The following is an 18,550-nucleotide window of genomic DNA, read 5'->3' as shown; positions in this document are numbered from 1 at the left end:
GGCGCACGCCGTTCCGGCCTCGCGAAGCCATGCTTCGCGTCGCTACGCGACCGGCCTCCACCCAACCGGGCCCACCACTCGCTTGCGCTCGCGCCCCTCATCGTGAATCTCGATCTGTCCGTCCGGTTTACGCCGTCATCGCCCCATTCCTCGAATGGAGTCCCAGGACCCGTCCCGTTTTTGGTACCCGTGCGAGCAGGCGGGAGCGCACGGAAGCCACCGACTGGCCGGCGGGAGGCACGCCCTCGACTTCGACGACGCCCCGGGATAAATACTGCATCCGGTACCGCACCGCGGCTGCCTGCCTCGCCCCTGCAGGGCAAACAAGCCTCAGCCTGTCCGCGCATTTTACATCCCGGTTCGTAACCGTACGCAGCCAACTCACCAAGTTGCTGAAAACAGGAAGGTGATCTTCTCTGGCCTGAGGCTTGCTAGGGCATTGGACAGGAACCCCCGAGAGAACGGTTTCACAAAACCCGCAGGGGCAACTTCCGAAAAGGCTTGCGATGCTGAACCTGGCCGCCGGACGGATGGGCCGGCTTCTCCAACAGCACCGTCCCCCCTACATCGATGGAGAAGAACACCATGAGGTTTGATATCGGACAGTCCCGACTCCTGGTTCCGGCCCTGCTGGCTGCGTCAATCGGCCTGACTGGCTGCGGCGGCGGAGGGGGCGGCGGAAGCAGCGGTGGCGGCGGCAGTAGTGGTGGCAGTAGCGGAGGGGACGACTCGACCGACGTCAACGTACTGCCCGAACATTTCGACTTCGGAGTCGTTACGGAGGGCAACCAGGAACACACGCCCCCGCGGCAATTCACCATCAGCAACGAAGGTTCGACGTCCTACGACATCTCGAACATGTCTCTGGCAGGGCAGGATCCGAACGCCTTCATCCTGGACCAGGGCGGTGGTGACGCCCCCTGCGACGCGCTGAGCCTGACACTCGACCCCGGCGACAGCTGCACCATTGCGGTGGAATTCGGCCCCGGCCAGCAGAATTTCGGCGAGTACCGGGCGCTGTTGATCGTGGAGAGCGACGATCCCAACGCCCCCTCGGTCGGGCATGCCGCCAGCCTGGACGGCGAATATGCCCATATTGATCCGGATCTCAACGTCCAGGTCAACCAGGTCAACGCGTGCCCGGGGGAGCTGGACAAAGCCTATATTTCCGTCATCGATCAGGCGGGATACCCGGTCAAGGGGCTGCACGAGGACCCTGCAAATTTCACGCTGGTGGAGAGCTCCGGCATGGAATCCCAACCGGTCCACGTCACCTGGATCGAAGAAAGCTTCACCAACCTCGCGTTCAGCGTCGCCATGGACTACAGCGGCAGTATCACCGACGTCCCCGGCGCGGTACCCAACATGGAAGAGGGAGCAAAGTTACTGGTCGACGCGATGCTGTCCGAGGATGAAGCAGACATCATCAAATACGCCACTGAGGTCGAGCTCATGACCCCGCAGTTCACTTCGGACAAAGGCGTGCTGGAAGCCGCGATCGACAAGGAACCCGACGGTGCCGGCGGTCGCACCGCCTTGTACGACGCCACCGTCGAGGCCATCGAGCGGACCACCGAACGCGACAAGGACCGCAAGGCCATCATCTCCCAGACCGACGGCATGGACAACGAGTCCGACGCCGATGTGGACGATGCGATCGAACTGGCCAACGCGGCCGGCATCCCCGTGTTCACCATCGGGTTCGGCGACTTCGACGAAGACCATCTGCGAAAGCTCGCGCGCGAGACGGGCGGCCTGTTCTACGAAGCGGCAGGTGACGAAAACCTTCAGCAGGTCTTTCAGCAAGTGACCAGCCTGCTGTTCAGCGATCAATACGAGATCGACTTCGATTCCGAACTTGAATATGGCGAGGAAGGCTCGCTCAGGGTCATCGTCGAGTACGAGAGGGACGGTATCGAGTTCTCCGGGGAGGGGGAGAGGGTCGTCCACGCTTGCCAGTAAACGTCCTCGGCGTCATCCCGGGTCCCCTTTCGGTACGGGACCCCGGGTCCGCCCGCTACGGGCGACGGCCAGGGGTCCCTCGAAGTCAGGCCGCCTCGGCGTCGATGAGGCCCCGCTGGAGGTCGATGGTGATCCGCTTGCCCTCGATGACCGTGGCGCAGGCCAGCAGGAAGAGCTCCACGAACTCGTTTCGCTCCTCCTCGGGTATTTCCGCAGAGCCATTGAAGGTGCCGAACATGGTGTCGTGGGCACCGGCCGTGTAGAGGATCAATCGCTGCATGGCGTCCTGGTCGTCCGGCGAGGGTGCGGCGGTGTCCAGGGTCGGCTCGCCCACCTTTTCCTTGATGGTGGAGTAGAGGTGAAACAGGTACTCCGCCGCGCTCTGGCGCCCCCGCCGGTCCTGCAGGGTGAAGTTGGCGGAGACCTCCTGGCCACTGCGTGCGCGCAGCACGATGTATTTCGACTCGGGCTGATCGTCGGCGTACGGATTCAGGATATCGGCCACGGTGTCTCCGGATCGGGATGGGCGAACGACCCCGGAGGGTACGAGACACCCCGGGAGATTTCCACGGCGGCCGCGCCCGCCGAGGGGTTATCCACCCCGATGCCCGGGCGAGGTGCGGGCAGCTTCACCCGGCGAGGATGTCCGAAGGGCACAGCTCCACCGCCACACGGCGGATGTGCCCGCGCAGGTCTTCTTCCTCGATCTGGTGCCACAACGACAGATCCACCTTCCACGGCAACAGCAGGTCATCGATCTCGCCCTCGATCCGGAGAAGGTCGCGCACGCCAAGGGTATCCGCCTGCAGGCACAGATCGATATCCGAGGCCTTGCGCCAGGTCCCCTTCGCGCGCGAGCCGTACAATAACACGCCGGTAATCTCCGGCCAGCCGGCGAACACCGCGCACAGGCGCATGACCACATCGGCCGGCAACCCGAACTTCGTAACACTGGCCGCTGCCGTCATGCCAGCCCTTCCAGCTCGCCCATGCGCCTCGCGAACGCATCGAACAGCGCGTGATAGCGCCACACCACCTGCTCGGCGATCTCGCGGGCCACCTTCTCGTTATAGGCATGGGCCGTCAGATTCCGGCTGCGGATCATCTCCATCCAGCCTTCGCCATCTTCGACGAGCCCCTTCGCAAAGGCTTCCCGGATCGCGTCGCGCGAGCCCGTGATCGCGGTATTGCCCTGCCAGGCGAAATAATCCTTCATCACGTTCCAGGCCAGCTCATGATTGAACTCGAAGGCCTGGATCAACCCCTGGCGTTCCAGATCCGACAGCTCGCGCTGCTGCGCCAGACGCACGGCACTCTCCAGCTGTGCCAGGGCCCGCCGGAAATTCGTCAGGCGCTGTTTCCAGCGCACATCCAGATCCGCCATTACGACCTCCTTTCGCGTCGCGTCACACTCTATCTCGTCTCGCCTGTCACGGCATTCACCGTCACGGACTGCTCTCGAGCCAGCGGTGCAGGCCGCCGCCGCGGCGGATGCGGCGGCCCGCGGCGGTTTCGAGGCGGCCGGGGCGGGGTTCCAGCAGGGTGAAACGGCGGCTGGCGCGGGTGATGGCGGTGTAGACCAGCTCGCGGGTCAGGATCGGGCTGTCGGTGTCCGGCAGGATCAGGGCCACGTGGTCGAACTCGGAGCCCTGCGCCTTGTGCACGGTCAGGGCGAAGGCGGACTCCACGCCCTCCAGGCGGTTGGGCGGGATCCAGCGCACCCGGCCGTCGGTGGCGAGGAAGGCCACCCGCAGCACCCGCGACTCCGGCCCGGAGGTGGCTGCGTCGCCCTGCGGCCCGTCCTCGCCCGCGGCCAGCCAGCGTGGCACGGCCAGCGCGATGCCGATGTCGCCGTTGATCAGGCCCAGGGCGTAGTCGTTGCGGGTCACGATCACCGGCCGTCCCTCGACCCATGTGCCCTCGCCCGCCAGCAGGCCCCGCTCCCGCAGTGCCGCCGCGATGCGGCGGTTCAGCTGCTCCAGCCCCCGGGGGCCGCGACGCACCGCGCACAGCAGCTGGAAATGCCCGTGCGCCTGCAGCACCTCGCGCGCCCAGTCCTCCCATGCACCGCGCGCGGCCCCGCCGGCGGGCCGCAGCCGCGCGAGGGCCTCGAGGTAATGGCGATACCCGGCGGCCTCGCGCTGCGGGTCGCCGTCCAGCACCCGCGCCAGCCAGCCACGCCCGTCGCCAGCCTCCAGGGTCAGCCGGTCCACCGCGCCATCGAGGGTGGGCAGGCGCACCTCCCCGGCCCGGCCCTCGTTGACCGCGGTGGCCAGTTGGCCGATGCCGCTGTCGGCATCGAAACGATGGCTGTGGCGCAGCATCACCACGTGCTGGTCCAGTGCCTGGCCGGCGCCGTCCTGCAGCGCGGCCGGGATCTCTGCACCGGCATGTGCCGTCAGCCAGGCCACGGTCTCCGGGGTGTAATGGCCGTCGGATGCACGGGCACAGAGTTCGCCCATCACCGCGCCGGCCTCCACCGAGGCCAGCTGGTCGCGATCACCCAGCAGGATCAGGCGCGCGTGGCGCGGCACCGCCTCCACCAGCGCGGCCATCAGTTCCAGATCGATCATCGACGCCTCGTCCACCACCAGCACGTCCACCGGCAGCGGGTTTGCCGCATCATGGCGGAAGCCGCGCGCCCCCGGTCGCGCCCCCAGCAGCCGATGCAGGGTCACCACCCCGGCGGGGATGCGGCTGCGCAGGCGCTCGCCGTCGGGCAGGGCCTCGAGGTTCAGGCGGTCCAGCGCCCCGCCCACCGAGGCATTGAGCCGCGCGGCCGCCTTGCCGGTGGGCGCGGCCAGACGGATGCGCAAAGCCTCGCCGTCGCCCTGCAGGCCCTGCAGCAGAGCCAGCAGGCGCAGCACGGTGGTGGTCTTGCCGGTACCGGGACCGCCGGTGATCACGCCGAAGCCGCTGCCGGCGGCCAGGGCACAGGCGATGCGCTGCCAGTCCGGACCGCCCCCCGGTGGCGCGGCGGGAAACAGTCGGTCCAGCCATTGCCGGGTGCGGGCGGGGTCCAGGGCCTCGCGCCAGGCGGGTGCGTCCTCCAGCCGCGCGCGCACCGCCTCGCCCACCCGGCGCTCGGCCTCCCAGTAGCGACGCAGATAGAGCTGGCCCCGGGCACGCACCAGCGGGCTGGCGCCCGGCGCGTCGTCGGCGCACAGCCGCGCGTCCGCCAGCGCCTGTTCCAGTTCCGCCCGGGTGGTTCCGCGCAGGGCCTCGGAGGGCAGCACCGCGGAGGCCGCCTCGCCCTCGGGCGGCAGCGCCAGGGTACGGTCGGGGGCCTCCAGCAGCGCGTCAAGATCGAGACACACATGCCCGCGCCCGGCCTGATGGCTGGCCAGCGCCGCCAGCAGCAGGGCCAGCGGATCCAGCTCCGGGAGTTCCTCGTGCAGCAGGCGCACCAGCGCGCGGTCCACGCCGCGCAGCCAGCCGGCCTGTTCCCATTCGGCCAGACGCGCGAGCACCCCGGCGGCATCCGGCCGCGCCGCGATGGCCGCAGTCATGCCCCGGCCTCCGTGGAGCGCACCGCCGGGCGATCGGGGCCTTCGGCGAAGGCGCGGTCCAGCCACTCGATCAGCTCGCGCGGCGGGCGCTGATGGAACACGCCCCGCCCCGGCGCATCCACCCCGCGCAGGAACAGATAGACCCCGCCGCCCATGTGCGCGTCGAAGTCGTAGCCGGGCAGGCGGGCCTTCAGCAGGCGGTGCAGCGCCAGGGTGTAGAGCACCAGCTGCAGGTCGTAGCGGTGATCCAGCACCGCCGCGTTCAGCTGCGCCGTGGTGTAGGCCTCCGGCCCGCCCCCCAGGCGGTTGGACTTGTAGTCGGCCACGTAATAACGCTCCCCGTGCCGGAACACCAGATCGACGAAGCCCTTGAGCATCCCGTTAATCCACTTGCTGCCGGCCGGCGGGCGCGACTCCCCGGGCAGGACATCACGGCGCACCGCCGCATCCAGAGTGTCGCTGTGCAGCCAGCGGGTCTCGAACAGGAACTCGAGCTCGGCCTGATAGCTGTCCAGCCCCGCCAGCGAGAATCCCGCAGCGCCGTCCAGCGGGAACCCGGCCGCCAGCAGCTGGTGCAGCCAGGTCTGCAGCACCGGCACCCAGTCGTCCCAGCCGCGGGCACCACAGCGTCGCGCGACCTCGGCGTGCAGACGCGCGGGATCGCCGGCCACCCGCGCGAAGCCCTGTTCGCCGGCCCACTCCAGCAGGCCGTGCAGGAAGGTGCCGGGCTCCGGTCCGTGCGGGAAGTCGTGGTGCCCGCCGGCCGGGGCCGTGGTCACCGCCCCGGTGTCCGTCCCGGTGTCCACCCCGGGGTCACCATCGACGGCCGCGTCGACATCACGCGCGCCGGCGTCCTCGCGCAGGATGTCCTCCTCGGCGGTATCCGGCGCATCGGGGCCGGCATCGGCGGGCGCGGCACTGTCGTCCGGGCCCGGCTCCTCGCGCCGGGCGATGGCGCTGTAGCTGGCCACCCACCAGGGCTCGCGCACCCGGCGCCGCGGGACCCGCGCGGGCCCGGTGGCCGGCGCGGCCTCGCCCGCGCGGCAGCGTTCGACCGCCGGCGGCGGCAGCGGCTCCACCCGCACATGGCCGTCGTCGTCGCGCAGTTCCTCCATGCGCGCGGCCAGCGCCGGCGGCTCCACGCCCTCCGGACCGAACAGCAGGTAGCCGACGGCCGTGCGGTGCAGATCGCTATCCTTGCGGTTGCCGTGGCGCACGGGCGCGATCGCCATCCAGCAGGCATGACGGGCGCGGGTCATGCCCACGTACAGCAGACGCAGGTCCTCGGCCCGCTGCTCGCGCTGCTGGCGTTCTTTCGCCGCGTCGTCCATGTGGAAGCGCCACTGCGGGGCCGCGCCCGGCGAGCGGTCCAGGAACGGTACGTCCTTGCTGGTCACCTCGCGGAAACCGCAGACGAACGGCAGGAACACCAGCGGGTACTCCAGGCCCTTGGACTTGTGCAGGGTGACCACCTTGACCAGGTCCTCGTCGCTCTCCAGGCGCAGGATCTGCTCGTCGCCGGGCGCGAAATCCGCATCGCGATGCTCGGCCAGGTGGCGGATCAGTGCCTGCTCGCCGTCCAGCTCGGCATCCGCCTCCTGCAGCAGTTCGCTCAGGTGCAGCAGGTTGGTCAGCGCGCGCTCGCCGCCCTCGTCCACCAGCAGGGCACGCGGTACGTCGAAATCGTGCAGCAGGGCGCGCAGCATCGGCAGCACCCCGCGCGCCTGCCACAGCCGGCGATAGGCGCGGAACTGCTCCACCCGCGCCTCCCAGCGCAGCTCGTCCACCGTCAGCCGGTGCAGCTCCGCCAGCGGCATTCCCAGGGTTGGCGTCGCCAGGGCCGCGCGCAGCAGCCGCTCGCTGGTGGGCTCGGCACAGGCGCGCAGCCAGCGCAGCAGGTCCCCGGCCTCGGCGGTGGTGTAGACCGAATCCCCGCCCGAGAGGTACACGCTGCGCACGCCCCGCTCGCGCAGTGCGCGTTCGATCTCGGCGGCCTCCTTGCGATCGCGCACCAGCACGGCCATGTCGCGCGGGCGCAGGCGGCGGAAGCGGGCCTCGCCCGCGTCCCCGCCCTCGACGAAGCCGGTGTGACCATCCTCGCCGCCGTTCAACAGCTCCACCATGCGGCTGGCGCAGGCCGCCGCGGCACTCGCCCGCCAGTCGCGGATGCCCACCGGTTCGTCGCCGCCGGCCTGCCACAGGGTCAGCGCGGACAGCGCGGTGCCGTGTTCCGTCAGGGTCTCGGAGCGGCCGCGGGCGGTGACCGGATGAAACGGCAGCTCCCCGCCCCCGAAACCGAACGCGCCGTCGGGCCAGGCCTCGGCACGAGCGAACAGGTGGTTGACGCCGGCCACCAGGGATTCCACCGAGCGGAAATTCTTCGGCAGGGTGTAATGCCGCCCGGCGGTGGCGTGGCGAGCACGCAGGTAGCTGTGGATGTCGGCCCCGCGGAAGCGGTAGATCGCCTGCTTGGGGTCCCCGATCAGCAGCAGCCCGGTGACGTCCGGGTTCTCCTCGATGCGGTACACCTTGTCGAAGATCCGGTACTGGTCCGGATCGGTGTCCTGGAACTCGTCGATCAGGGCCACCGGGAAGCGTTCGCGCAGGGTGCGCGCCAGGGCCTCGCCATCGGGACCGTACAGGGCGTCGCGCAGGCGGGTGAGCAGGTCGTTGAAGCCGATCTGCGCGCGCTGCTGCTGGGCACGGCGAAAGCGCCGGTCGATCGCGGCCGCGGCGGCCTTGAGCAGGCGCTCGCTCTCGTCGGCACAGACCTCGGTGTGGTCGTTCAGCGCGATGAACGCCGGATGCAGGTCGGCCGGCAGGGACTGGCCCTTCTTGCGAAACCCCTCCTGCGCCATGCCGGCCGCACTCATGCGCTCCAGCAGCGGAGTGCTGCCGCCGTGGCGCGGCTGCAGCAGCCCCGGGGTGTCCGCCCATTCGCGCATCGCCTCCAGCAGCTGCTCGGGCTTCTGGTATTTTTTCCCGTTGAGCACGTCACGATGCAGCTGGCGGAACTGCGCCTCCACGGCCTCGCGGTCCTCGTTCCAGCGCTGCTTCATCGCCGCCAGCCGCTGCAGGCGATCGCCCAGCCAGGCGTTCAGCCCGTCCGGGGTGGTCAGCGCCTCGGTGGCCGGCGGCAGCGGTTCCACCCGCCCCAGCAGCGCGCGCACCTTGCCCAGCAGGGCCTCGGGGTGGGCACCCCAGGCCCCGCGCAGCAAAAGCAGGGCATCGACGCTCTGCGGATACATGAAACTGCGCCAGAAGTCCCGCGCCGCCTCGGCCAGCAGTTCGCGCTGGTCAGCCGCCAGCTCCTGACGGAACGGGCTGCCGGAGGCGAAGGCGTGTTCGCGCAGCACCCGCTGGCACCAGGAGTGGATGGTGGATACCGCCGACTCGTCCATCCACTCGGCGGCCACCTCCAGACGCCGAGCCGCACCCGCGCGTTCGTCCGGGTCCGGCCACTGCGCGCGCAGATCGAGGTGGACGGGTTCGGCGCCGGCGACCTGCTCCGGGGCTTCGGCGCGGAACACCCGCGCGGCGGTGGCCAGGCCGTCGCGGATGCGCTCGCGCAGCTCCTGGGTCGCCGCCTCGGTGAAGGTCATCACCAGGATCTGCGGCGGCGTCAGCGCCCCGCAGCCCTCGGGCAACGGGCCGTGTCCCAGCACCAGACGCAGGTACAGCGCGGCGATGGTGTAGGTCTTGCCGGTACCGGCGCTGGCCTCGATCAGCCGCGAGCCGTGCAGGGGCAGCGCCAGCGGATCCAGCTCGCGCACGTCCTCATGGGTGTCCGTCCCGGGCGCGTGGGTCATGCCGTCTCCTCCCCGGTGCTCAGGCTGTCGAACAGCGGGCGATACAGACGCGTGCTCCAGTGCGCCATCGCCGGATCCGCCAGCAATGCCTGCGGATCCGGCCAGGCACGCGCCAGCGCCGGGCGCCGGGCCAGTTCGCCGGCCTCGTGGTAACCGTCCCCTTCCAGCACGCGCAGCGCGGCCGCGTGCGCATCCCGCTCTTCATCCTCGGCCCGCAGCCAGGCCCCGGCCGCCGCGGCCGCCAGCGGCAGCGGACGTTCCAGCGCGGCGGCCCAGCCTTCCAGCAGGGTCTCCAGATGCGCGCGGGCGGTGGCCCGGTCGAGGGCCAGGAAACGGCACTCGGTATCCAGGCCCACCAGCCGGGTCTCGACATCGGCGCGCGCGGCGCAGGCGACCAGGTGACGCACCCAGGCGCCCGTCAGCTTGTCGATGCGCCAGGCCTTCTTGTCCTTCAGCCGGCTGACCGTGGATTCCAGCTGCAGGGCCGCCTCCTGCGGGGCGTCCTCCGGCGGGATCCGCAGCGCGGCCGGCAGGGCCTCCAGCTGCCAGCCCGCCGCCGCCACGCGCACCGCCGGCAGCGCCGGGGCCCGCCGCGGGAAGGCCTGCAGGGGTTCGGCGATGCGTTCCAGCAGCCGCTCGGCGTCCCCGATCAGTTCCGTGCGCTGCAGCTCGCCGGCCGCCCCCAGCGGCAGGTGCCCGGCGCGCAGCAGGCGACGGGATTCCGCCTCCAGGGTCGGGCGACGCCGCTGCAGCCAGGCCTGCGCGTCCTCGTCCGCTCCGATCTCGCCGTCCTCCAGGGCCGTGGCCACCAGCCGCTGGCGCAGCTGCCAGCCCTCCAGCCCCGCCACGCCGAACGGCTCCAGGTCCTCGGTCGCGCCCGGGTCCTCGTCGAAATGCACGCCCAGACGCTGGCTAAAGAACACCTCGACCGGGTCCTTCAGCAGCCGCACCAGGGTCTCCGGCCCGTGCACGGCGTCCTCCGCCTCCGGCGCGGGGGGTGGCAGGGTTTCGTCCTCCGCCGGCGCGTCCGTTTGCGCAACGCCCGCCGCCGGGGCGGCATGCACCGCCTCCCATTCGGCGGCATAGGTGAAATGCGCAGAAGCCTCGCCCGCCGGCGGGAAATTCGCCGGCGCGAAGGGCTGCAGCGGGTGTTCGATCGTCAGTTGCTGTAGCAGGGACGCCTCGCCCGCCGGCTGCCAGCCGGCTGCCAGATGGTCGCGCAGCTGGGCCACCAGCACCGACGGCGGACGCGGTTCGTTGTCGCGCACGCTGCGCCCCACCCAGCTGACATGCAGATGGTCACGCGCCGACAGCAGGGCCTCGAGGAACAGGTAGCGGTCGTCCTCGCGCCGCGAACGGTCGCCGGGGCGGTAATCGCGGGTCATCAGGTCGAAATCCACCGGCGTCGGGCGCCGCGGATAATCTCCGTCGTTCATCCCCAGCAGGCAGACCACCCGGAACGGGATCGCGCGCATCGGCATCAGGGTGCCAAAGTTCACCGCCCCGGCGAGAAAGCGCTGCCCCACCCCGGCCTCCTCCTGGCTCGCCAGCCACTGCTCGCGCACCACGGTCAGCGGCAGGGCCTCGGTCAGACCGGCGGCGTCACAGTCCTCGCGCCACTGCTCCAGGGCGTCCTCCAGCCGCCGCAGGCTCAGCAGCTCGTCCTCGTCGTGCCCCTGGAAGAAATCCTGCAGCAGGCCGTGCAGGCAGGCGGCCCAGTCCTCCGGGCTCTGCGCGCGGCGCAGGGCCTCCCAGGCCCCGGACAGCGCCTCGATCAGGTGGTCCAGCGGCCCCAGCAGCGTGGCCGCCAGTCCGCCGCTCTCGGCGAACGGCTCGATTGCCTGCCAGGCCTCGCCGTCGCCCACCGCGTAACCCAGCAGCATGCGCCGCAGGCCGAAGCGCCAGGTGTTCTGCTCCAGCCCCTCGGGCAGCCCCAGGCCGGCGCGCTGGCGGGCATCCAGCCCCCAGCGCACGCCGGCGGCCTCGGCCCAGCGGTGCAATGCCGCCAGATCGTCCTCGCCGAGACCGAAACGCCGCCGCACCGCGGGCACGTCCAGCAGGTCCAGCACCTCGCTCACGCCGATGCGGCTCTCGGGCAGGGCCAGCAGGCGTTCCAGCGCGATCAGGACCGGGTCGCGCCCGCGCGGCCCCTGATCGGCCAGGGTGTAGGGGATGTGCCCGGGTTCGTCGGGCCCGTGCTGACCGAACACCGCGTCGATGTACGGGGCATACACGTTGATGTCCGGCACCATCACGATCACGTCGCGCGGGCGCAGGTCGGGGTCGGCGTCGAACAGTGCCAGCAGGCGGTCATGCAGGATCTCCACCTCGCGCAGCGGGCTGTGCGCGACGTGGAAGCGTACCGAGGCGTCGGCCGGGTCCACCGGCGGCCAGGCCTCGCGGGTCTCGCCCAGCGGGCGCAGCGCGCGGATGTCCTCCTGCAGCTGGTGCAGCAGGCAGGCCTCGCCGTGCGGCTCGAAGAAATCGATGCGCTCCCAGTCCAGCCCCTCCAGCACGCGGTTGCGGGCGGCCGGCTCATCGTGTTCATCCAGCAAGGCGATGTAGTCGCGCCCCTGGCGCCCCCAGGCGGCCAGCAGCGGATGGGCGTGGCTGTGCAGCGTGGTTTCGTCCAGCACCTCGGGCATGTCCGGGCGCCGCGCCTGACGCCGGCGGCGGGCGCGCAGCAGGTCGCGGTCGGCCACGATGTCGGCCCAGTAGTGCTCGCAGGGGTTGTGCACGCAGACCAGGATCTGACATACGCCCGCCAGCCCCTCCAGCGCCTCCAGGATCTGCCCCGGCATGGAGGAGATGCCGAACACGATCAGCCGCCGCGGCACCCCGGCGGGGCGCTGCTCGAGATCCGCCACCGCCCGCATGTAGCGCTCGTGCACCGCAGAGCGGCTGACCCCTGCGTGTTCGTCGCCCACGTCGTCCAGCAGGGCCCGCCAGAGCTCGGCCTGCCAGCGCTGCTCCGGGGCCAGTTCGGGCTCCTCGCCGCGCGCCCCGCGCAGCACGTCACGGCCGTCGGCCCAGTCCGCCAGCCAGTCGGCACGGTACACCTGATACTGGTCGAACAGATCGGCCAGACGCTCGGCCAGCTGGTAACGCTTGCGCAGGTCGCCGCCCGCCTCCGGGCCGTCGTCACGCAGGAATTCGGCCAGCGGGGCAAAGGCCGGGCGCTGCAGCAGCGCCGGCAGCAGGCGCATCAGCCGCCACAGCAGCGGGCGCTTGGCGAACGGGGATTCCAGCGGCACCGCCTCGGCACCCAGCACCGCGCGATAGGCGGACCAGATGAAGCGCGAGGGGAGCTGCATGTCCAGCGCCGCGGCGATCCCGCAGCCGGGCGGATCGGCATCCGGATCGGCCGCCAGCGCGTGCCGCAGCCACTGCGCCATGCCGTTGCTCTGCACCAGGATGGTCTCGTTCTCCAGCGGCGCCGGCGGCGCCCGCCGCACCCACTCGACCACCAGCGAGCGCAGCGACTCCAGACGGTTGCCGTGCAGCACCACCATCCCTGGCTGCAGTTCCTCGCTTGCCTCCACGCCCGCTCCTGCCGCTGTCCGTCGTCGTGCCGGCTACCGTCGCAAAAGCCCGGGGGGCTGTCCAGCCACCCCGCCAGTCAGCGTTCCCTCCTCGTCACAGTGGTCAAGGAAACACTGTTCAATGAGGCTGTGACGTCCCTGTGGCTCAGGTAAACTCGGGGACATGATTGCGGATTCCGGAACGTTCATGCACACGCGTCTGCCCCGCCTGCTCAACCTGGCGCTGGCGGTCATGCTGGCGTGGATGACGGCCGGGCTGGTATGGCTGATGCTTGCCCCGGAGGGGGTTCTGCCACCCCCGGATCCCGCCGCAGCACCCACCGACACCACACATTCTTCATCACCGGCCAGCGCGACGACGGAAGCAGGCGAGGACCGAGCTTCAGGATTCAGTCGCAGCGCGCGTCATGAACCTTTCGGCCCGCTCGAAACCGCCACGCCCGCGCCAGTCGAACAGGCGCCCGAAACCCGGCTGCAGCTGGATCTGAAAGGTGTCCTGGCCGATGGCCATGGCGACGGAACCGCGTTCATCGCGGCTGGCGGCAGGGACATCGAGCTCTACCGGCCCGACGATACCATCGGAGAGCAAATGGCCACGCTGGACCAGGTGCACCCCGATCATGTGGTGCTGCTGCGGGATGGCCGACACGAGATCCTGCGACTGCCACGCGGTGAGGATCCGCGCATCGCGGGCAACGGTGCGGACCGGAGTGCGGAGCCTTCGCCTGCAACGAGTTCTGCCGACGGTCGTATCAGTCGCGACCGCTGGCTCAACGATCCCGAACGGGTCATGGACGCCGTACGCGCCCGCCCCGTCATTCGCCAGGGATCGCTGGCCGGACTCGAAGTCCGGCCCACGCGCAATCGGCGCGACTTCGAGCGAACCGGCCTGCGCCCCGGCGACATCATCACCTCGGTCGGAGGGCGAGAGATCTCCGCGATCGAGGACCCCGAAACCCTGCTCGCGGACCTGCAGGACGCGCGCCGGGTCGACATCACCGTCGAACGCGACGGCCAAGCCCGTTCGCTCAGCATCGAGTTTACCGAATGAGACTCCGCCCGTCCCTCGCCAGCGCATGGCTGACCGCGGCCCTGCTGGCCACCCCGGCCGCGCCGCTGGCCGCCGACACACTCACGCTCAACCTGCGCGACACCGACATCCACAACCTGATCGATCTGGTGGCCGAAGAAACGGGCACCAACTTCATCGTGGATCCCAGGGTGCGGGGCGAAGTCACGGTGGTTTCCAGCCGTCCGGTCGCGCGTGACGAACTCGAGGACCTGTTTCACGAGATCCTGGATATCCATGGCTTCGCGGCCGTGGAGGGTGACGGCGCGACCCGGATCATCCCGGATGGTCAGACCACGCAGGAGCCCACGCCCCTGCTGACGCCGGATGCCGAAGCCCCGGACACCCGGGGTGCGTCGATCGTCACCCACGTCATCCAGCCGCGCCATGTCGACGTCACCCAGCTGGTGCCCGCATTGCGCCCTCTCCTCCCCCAGAGCGGCCACATGGCCGCCTCCAGCGGATCCAACACGCTGCTGATTTCCGCAACCCGTAACAACATCCGCCGCCTCCAGCGGATCGTCGAACGCATGGATCGCCCCATGGACACGGAGTTCGATGTCATCGAGCTCGAACATGCACGCGCCGGGGACCTGACCGAACACCTGCGCGAACTGATGCCGGGACGCCCGGGCGAGCTCCAGGATGCCCGCGCACAGGCCGACCCGCGCAGCAACGCCATCATCCTGTCGGGGGACGAAACCGACCGCCTGCGCATGCGCGGCCTGATCGCCCAGCTGGACCGCGAGGTTCATCGGGGCAATACCCGGGTGCACTACCTGCGCTATGCCCGCGCGGAAACCGTCGCGGAACTGCTGCGCAGCATCGCGGAGCACGATCCGGGCATGGAAACCGAGGACGGCGACGGCCCGCGCGTTCACATCGAGTCCCACGAAAGCACCAACGCTGTGGTCACCTCGGGCCCGGCGGAGCGCCTGCGTGATTTCGACGACATTATCGACCAACTCGATATCCGGCGCGCCCAGGTCCTGGTCGAGGCCGTGATCGCGGAGGTTTCCTCCGACCGGGTCGAGGAACTGGGCGTCCAGTGGGGCGCGATCGGCAGCAGCGCCGCCGGAGTCCTGAGCTTCTCCGAGAGGCAGACCGGCATCGTCGATCTGGCTGCCGGGATCGATGCCTACCTCGGGGGCGAGGTGGCCAGCCCGCCGGGGCTCAGCGACGGGCTGACGGTCGGCGGCGCGGGCCAGTCCGGAAACAACGCCATTGCCGGTCTGGTGAACATGCTGCAGCGCGACAGTGCCACCAACATCCTCTCGACCCCCAGCCTTCTCACGCTGGACAACGAGGAGGCCGAGATCGTGGTCGGCCAGAACGTACCGTTCGTGGTCGGGCGCTCAATCGAGGACTCCGGACAGGCCTTCGACACCATCCGGCGCGAGGACGTGGGGGTCAAGCTGCGCGTGCGTCCGCAGATCAACCAGGGCAACGCGGTGCGCATGGAGATCGAACAGGAGGTCTCGCAGCTGGCGCCCGGCACCGCGGGTGCCGCCGACCTGATCACCAACACCCGCACACTGACCACCCATGTCCTGGTGGATGACGGCGACATGCTGGTCCTCGGCGGGCTGATCGAGGAGCAGCAGACCGACCAGGAAGCCGGCGTCCCGGGGCTCGGGAATATCCCGGGCCTGGGCCGGCTGTTCCGCGCCGACCGCAACCAGACCGAAAAACGCAACCTGATGGTCTTCCTCCACCCGCGCATCGTCCGGGACAGCGCCGACGGCGCCGAACTCACCAGCGAGAAGTACAGCTTCATCCGCGCCGAACAGCTGCGCGAACGAGCCCGCACCCGGGGCCGCGGCGACACCACACCGGTCCTGCCGCAATGGGACCGGCTGACCGAGCTGCCCCCGGCCTTCGAAGAACTGCATCCGGCTTACGCCACCGACCATGCTGACTGAACAGGCCCCCGACCCGAGCACGGAAGACGACTTCAGCGTCGGCTACGGCTTCGCCCGGCGCGTCGGCGCCGTTCCGGGCGAGGTCCGCGGCGGCGAGCGGGAAATCATTCTCCATCCACGAGCGGACCCCGAGGGACTGGCCGAGCTCCGGCGACGCAGCGCCGAGCCGCTGCGTCTGCACCCGGTTGACGAGGCCACCTTCGAACGGCGCCTGCGCGAACGTTACGAGTCCAGCTCCTCGGACGCGATGCAGTCGATGGAAGGACTGGACGACAGCCTCGACCTCTCCAGTGTCGCGGAATCGCTGGGCGAGCCCCGGGACCTGCTGGAGACCGAGGACGATGCCCCCATCATCCGGCTGATCAACGCACTGCTGACCGAGGCGGTCCGCGAGAACGCCTCCGACATCCATGTCGAACCGTTCGAGAACCGCCTGGCCGTGCGCATGCGCGTGGACGGGATACTGCGCGAGGTCCTCACCCCTCCGGCAGGGCTGGCACCTCTCATCGTCTCGCGCATCAAGGTGATGGCCCGTCTGGACATCGCCGAAAAGCGCCTGCCGCAGGATGGCCGCATCTCCCTGCGCATCGCCGGGCGGCCGGTGGACGTGCGCGTCTCCACCCTGCCCTCGGGCCATGGCGAACGCATCGTGCTGCGACTGCTGGACAAGCAGGCCGGACGCCTGGACCTGGCCCATCTGGGCATGGAGGCACAGACCCACGCGGTCCTGGAGCGGATTGTCACGCGGCCGCACGGCGTCGTGCTGGTCACCGGCCCCACGGGCTCCGGCAAGACCACCACCCTGTATGCCGCCCTCACGCGACTGAACGACCGCAGCCGCAACATCCTCACCGTGGAAGACCCGATCGAGTACTACCTCGACGGGATCGGCCAGACCCAGATCAACAGCCGCATCGACATGACCTTCGCACGCGGGCTGCGCGCCATCCTGCGGCAGGATCCCGACGTGGTCATGGTCGGCGAGATCCGCGATCTGGAAACCGTGCAGATCGCGGTACAGGCCAGCCTTACCGGGCATCTGGTCTTTTCCACCCTGCACACCAACACCGCGATCGGGGCGGTCACGCGCCTGCGCGACATGGGCGTCGAGCCCTTCCTGCTGTCCTCGACGCTCAACGGCATCCTGGCGCAGCGCCTGGTGCGGGTCCTGTGCCCCGAATGCCGCGAGCCGTATCCCGCAAGCGCTCGCGAATGCGCCCTGCTGGGACTGGAAGACCCCGGCGACGACCCGGCACCCACGCTCCATCGGCCCCGCGGCTGTCCCGCCTGCAACGAGCTCGGGTATCGCGGCCGGACCGGGATCTACGAACTGGTGGAGATCGACGACACCCTGCGCGGCCTGATCCACGACAACGCCGGGGAACAGGAAATGACCCGGGCCGCCCGGCAGCACAGCCACAGCCTGCGCGCGGACGCCCGCCGCCGTGTCCTCGACGGCACCACCAGCCTCGAGGAAATGCTGCGCGTCACCCAGGAGGACTGACGCCATGCCCGCATTCGAATATCAGGCCCTGGATGCCGGGGGACGCACCCGCAAGGGTGTCACCGAGGGGGACACCGCGCGCAGCGTGCGGGCGCAGCTGCGCAGCGACGGCCTGACCCCGCTGGAACTGCGCGAGATCGACGATGCCGGCCCGCGGCCGGCCACCGTTGGCCGTTCCGCGACCGGCGGCCGGGGGCACATCGGCCCCCTGGACCTGGCCCTGGCCACCCGGCAGATGGCTACCCTGGCGCGTGCCGGGCTGCCGGTGGAGGAATGGCTGGCCACCGTCGCACGCCAGAGCGAAAAACCGCGGGTGCGCAACATCCTGCATGCGGTGCGCACTCGCGTCATGGAGGGACACTCCCTGGCCAGCGCGCTGGCCGGCTTTCCCCGGGTGTTCCCCGAGATCTACCGCAGCACCGTCGCCTCGGGCGAGGCCTCGGGGCACCTCGACCGGGTACTGGAACGCCTTGCCGAATATCTGGAGAGCCGGCACGCGCTGCGCCAGCGGGTGCTGCTGGCCCTGATCTACCCGATCGCCCTGACCGTGGTCGCCATCCTGGTGACCGTCGGCCTGGTGGTCTACGTGGTGCCCGAAGTAGTCCAGGTCTTTGACGGGCTCGACCAGGAGCTTCCGGCGATCACGCGGGGGCTGATCGCCACCAGCGATGCCCTGCGGGACTGGGGCCTGGCGGGACTGATCGTCCTGGCGGCCCTGACCGGACTGCTGGCCTGGGCGCTGCGCCACCCCGGCCCGCGCACGCAGTACCACCGCCTGCTGCTGCACCTCCCCCTGGTGGGGCGTCTGATCCGCGGCATCAATACGGCACGCTTCGCGCGCACCCTGAGTATCCTGTCAGCCAGCGGGGTGTCCCTGCTGGAGGCCCTGCGCACCGGATCCGAGGTAGTCTCCAACCGGCCCATGCGCACCGCGATCGAGAACGCGTCGCTGCGTATCCGCGAGGGCAGCAGCATCGGCCGGGCTCTGGAGGACACGGGTTTCTTTCCCCCGATCACCGTCCACCTGATCCGCAGCGGCGAGTCCAGCGGCAATCTCACCGAAATGCTGGAACGCGCCGCCGAAACCCAGGAGCAGGAGGTCGAATCCCGCATCAGCCTGAGCATGGGGCTGTTCGAACCACTGCTCATCCTGACCATGGGCGGGGTGGTGCTGACCATCGTCCTGGCGATACTGCTGCCCATATTCGAACTCAACCAGCTGGTGAACTAGAG

Annotated in this window: 11 protein-coding genes; 5 read left to right on the top strand and 6 right to left on the bottom strand. The window is 70.1% G+C overall.

The window, feature by feature from the left end:
* The first annotated feature begins 585 nt into the window (after window positions 1-585).
* Window positions 586-1,962, top strand: a complete 1,377-nt coding sequence (locus D577_RS0106825; protein WP_026288956.1) for a VWA domain-containing protein — start codon at window positions 586-588, stop codon at window positions 1,960-1,962.
* An 85-nt stretch (window positions 1,963-2,047) separates the two neighbouring features.
* On the opposite strand, the gene D577_RS0106820 is transcribed toward D577_RS0106825, so the two are convergent.
* The 6 genes from D577_RS0106820 to recC form a co-directional block, all read right to left on the bottom strand.
* Window positions 2,048-2,467: a hypothetical protein gene (locus tag D577_RS0106820; RefSeq protein ID WP_018946778.1), complete on the bottom strand. Its 420-nt coding sequence runs from the start codon at window positions 2,465-2,467 to the stop codon at window positions 2,048-2,050.
* Between the two features lie 124 nt (window positions 2,468-2,591).
* On the bottom strand, window positions 2,592-2,930 hold the full coding sequence (locus D577_RS0106815; protein ID WP_026288955.1) for a nucleotidyltransferase family protein: 339 nt from the start codon (window positions 2,928-2,930) through the stop codon (window positions 2,592-2,594).
* Window positions 2,927-3,346, bottom strand: coding sequence for a nucleotidyltransferase substrate binding protein (locus D577_RS0106810; protein WP_018946776.1), 420 nt, complete (start codon window positions 3,344-3,346; stop codon window positions 2,927-2,929). The genes D577_RS0106815 and D577_RS0106810 overlap by 4 nt, the downstream gene beginning before the upstream one ends.
* 61 nt (window positions 3,347-3,407) lie before the next feature.
* Entirely contained in the window at window positions 3,408-5,471 is a 2,064-nt protein-coding gene (gene recD, locus D577_RS0106805; RefSeq protein ID WP_018946775.1) for an exodeoxyribonuclease V subunit alpha, read from the bottom strand.
* Window positions 5,468-9,280: an exodeoxyribonuclease V subunit beta gene (recB, locus tag D577_RS0106800; RefSeq protein WP_018946774.1), complete on the bottom strand. Its 3,813-nt coding sequence runs from the start codon at window positions 9,278-9,280 to the stop codon at window positions 5,468-5,470. The genes recD and recB overlap by 4 nt, the downstream gene beginning before the upstream one ends.
* Complete coding sequence (gene recC / locus D577_RS0106795; RefSeq protein WP_018946773.1) at window positions 9,277-12,822, bottom strand: exodeoxyribonuclease V subunit gamma; 3,546 nt, start codon at window positions 12,820-12,822, stop codon at window positions 9,277-9,279. The genes recB and recC overlap by 4 nt, the downstream gene beginning before the upstream one ends.
* 187 nt (window positions 12,823-13,009) lie before the next feature.
* Here recC and D577_RS0106790 point away from each other — a divergent pair, with 187 nt between their 5' ends.
* The 4 genes from D577_RS0106790 to gspF are packed head-to-tail and all read left to right on the top strand — an operon-like array spanning window position 13,010 to window position 18,548.
* On the top strand, window positions 13,010-13,873 hold the full coding sequence (locus D577_RS0106790; RefSeq protein ID WP_018946772.1) for a type II secretion system protein N: 864 nt from the start codon (window positions 13,010-13,012) through the stop codon (window positions 13,871-13,873).
* Window positions 13,870-15,813 (top strand): type II secretion system secretin GspD, encoded by a 1,944-nt coding sequence (gene gspD, locus D577_RS0106785; RefSeq protein ID WP_018946771.1) that lies wholly within the window; start codon window positions 13,870-13,872, stop codon window positions 15,811-15,813. Before D577_RS0106790 ends, gspD begins: the two co-directional genes overlap by 4 nt.
* Window positions 15,803-17,317 carry a type II secretion system ATPase GspE gene (gene gspE / locus D577_RS0106780; RefSeq protein ID WP_018946770.1) on the top strand — a complete coding sequence of 505 codons (1,515 nt, stop codon included), beginning with the start codon at window positions 15,803-15,805 and terminating at the stop codon, window positions 17,315-17,317. The genes gspD and gspE overlap by 11 nt, the downstream gene beginning before the upstream one ends.
* A gap of 4 nt (window positions 17,318-17,321) precedes the next feature.
* A complete protein-coding gene (gspF, locus tag D577_RS0106775; RefSeq protein ID WP_018946769.1) occupies window positions 17,322-18,548 on the top strand; it encodes a type II secretion system inner membrane protein GspF in 1,227 nt (408 codons plus the stop codon).
* Window positions 18,549-18,550: the final 2 nt, after the last annotated feature.

The organism is Thioalkalivibrio sp. AKL17, assembly GCF_000377885.1.
GTDB classification, from domain to species: domain Bacteria; phylum Pseudomonadota; class Gammaproteobacteria; order Ectothiorhodospirales; family Ectothiorhodospiraceae; genus Thioalkalivibrio; species Thioalkalivibrio halophilus.
This window is presented reverse-complemented; position numbering and strand designations above follow the sequence as displayed.

Excerpts from the sequence above, each read along its gene's own strand:
- D577_RS0106825 (WP_026288956.1), top strand. The coding sequence starts at position 586 with ATGAGGTTTGATATCGGACAGTCCCGACTCCTGGTTCCGGCCCTGCTG.
- recB (WP_018946774.1), bottom strand. The coding sequence starts at position 9,280 with ATGACCCACGCGCCCGGGACGGACACCCATGAGGACGTGCGCGAGCTG.
- gspD (WP_018946771.1), top strand. The coding sequence starts at position 13,870 with ATGAGACTCCGCCCGTCCCTCGCCAGCGCATGGCTGACCGCGGCCCTG.
- gspE (WP_018946770.1), top strand. The coding sequence starts at position 15,803 with ATGCTGACTGAACAGGCCCCCGACCCGAGCACGGAAGACGACTTCAGC.
- D577_RS0106815 (WP_026288955.1), bottom strand. The coding sequence starts at position 2,930 with ATGACGGCAGCGGCCAGTGTTACGAAGTTCGGGTTGCCGGCCGATGTG.
- D577_RS0106810 (WP_018946776.1), bottom strand. The coding sequence starts at position 3,346 with ATGGCGGATCTGGATGTGCGCTGGAAACAGCGCCTGACGAATTTCCGG.
- recD (WP_018946775.1), bottom strand. The coding sequence starts at position 5,471 with ATGACTGCGGCCATCGCGGCGCGGCCGGATGCCGCCGGGGTGCTCGCG.
- D577_RS0106790 (WP_018946772.1), top strand. The coding sequence starts at position 13,010 with ATGCACACGCGTCTGCCCCGCCTGCTCAACCTGGCGCTGGCGGTCATG.
- gspF (WP_018946769.1), top strand. The coding sequence starts at position 17,322 with ATGCCCGCATTCGAATATCAGGCCCTGGATGCCGGGGGACGCACCCGC.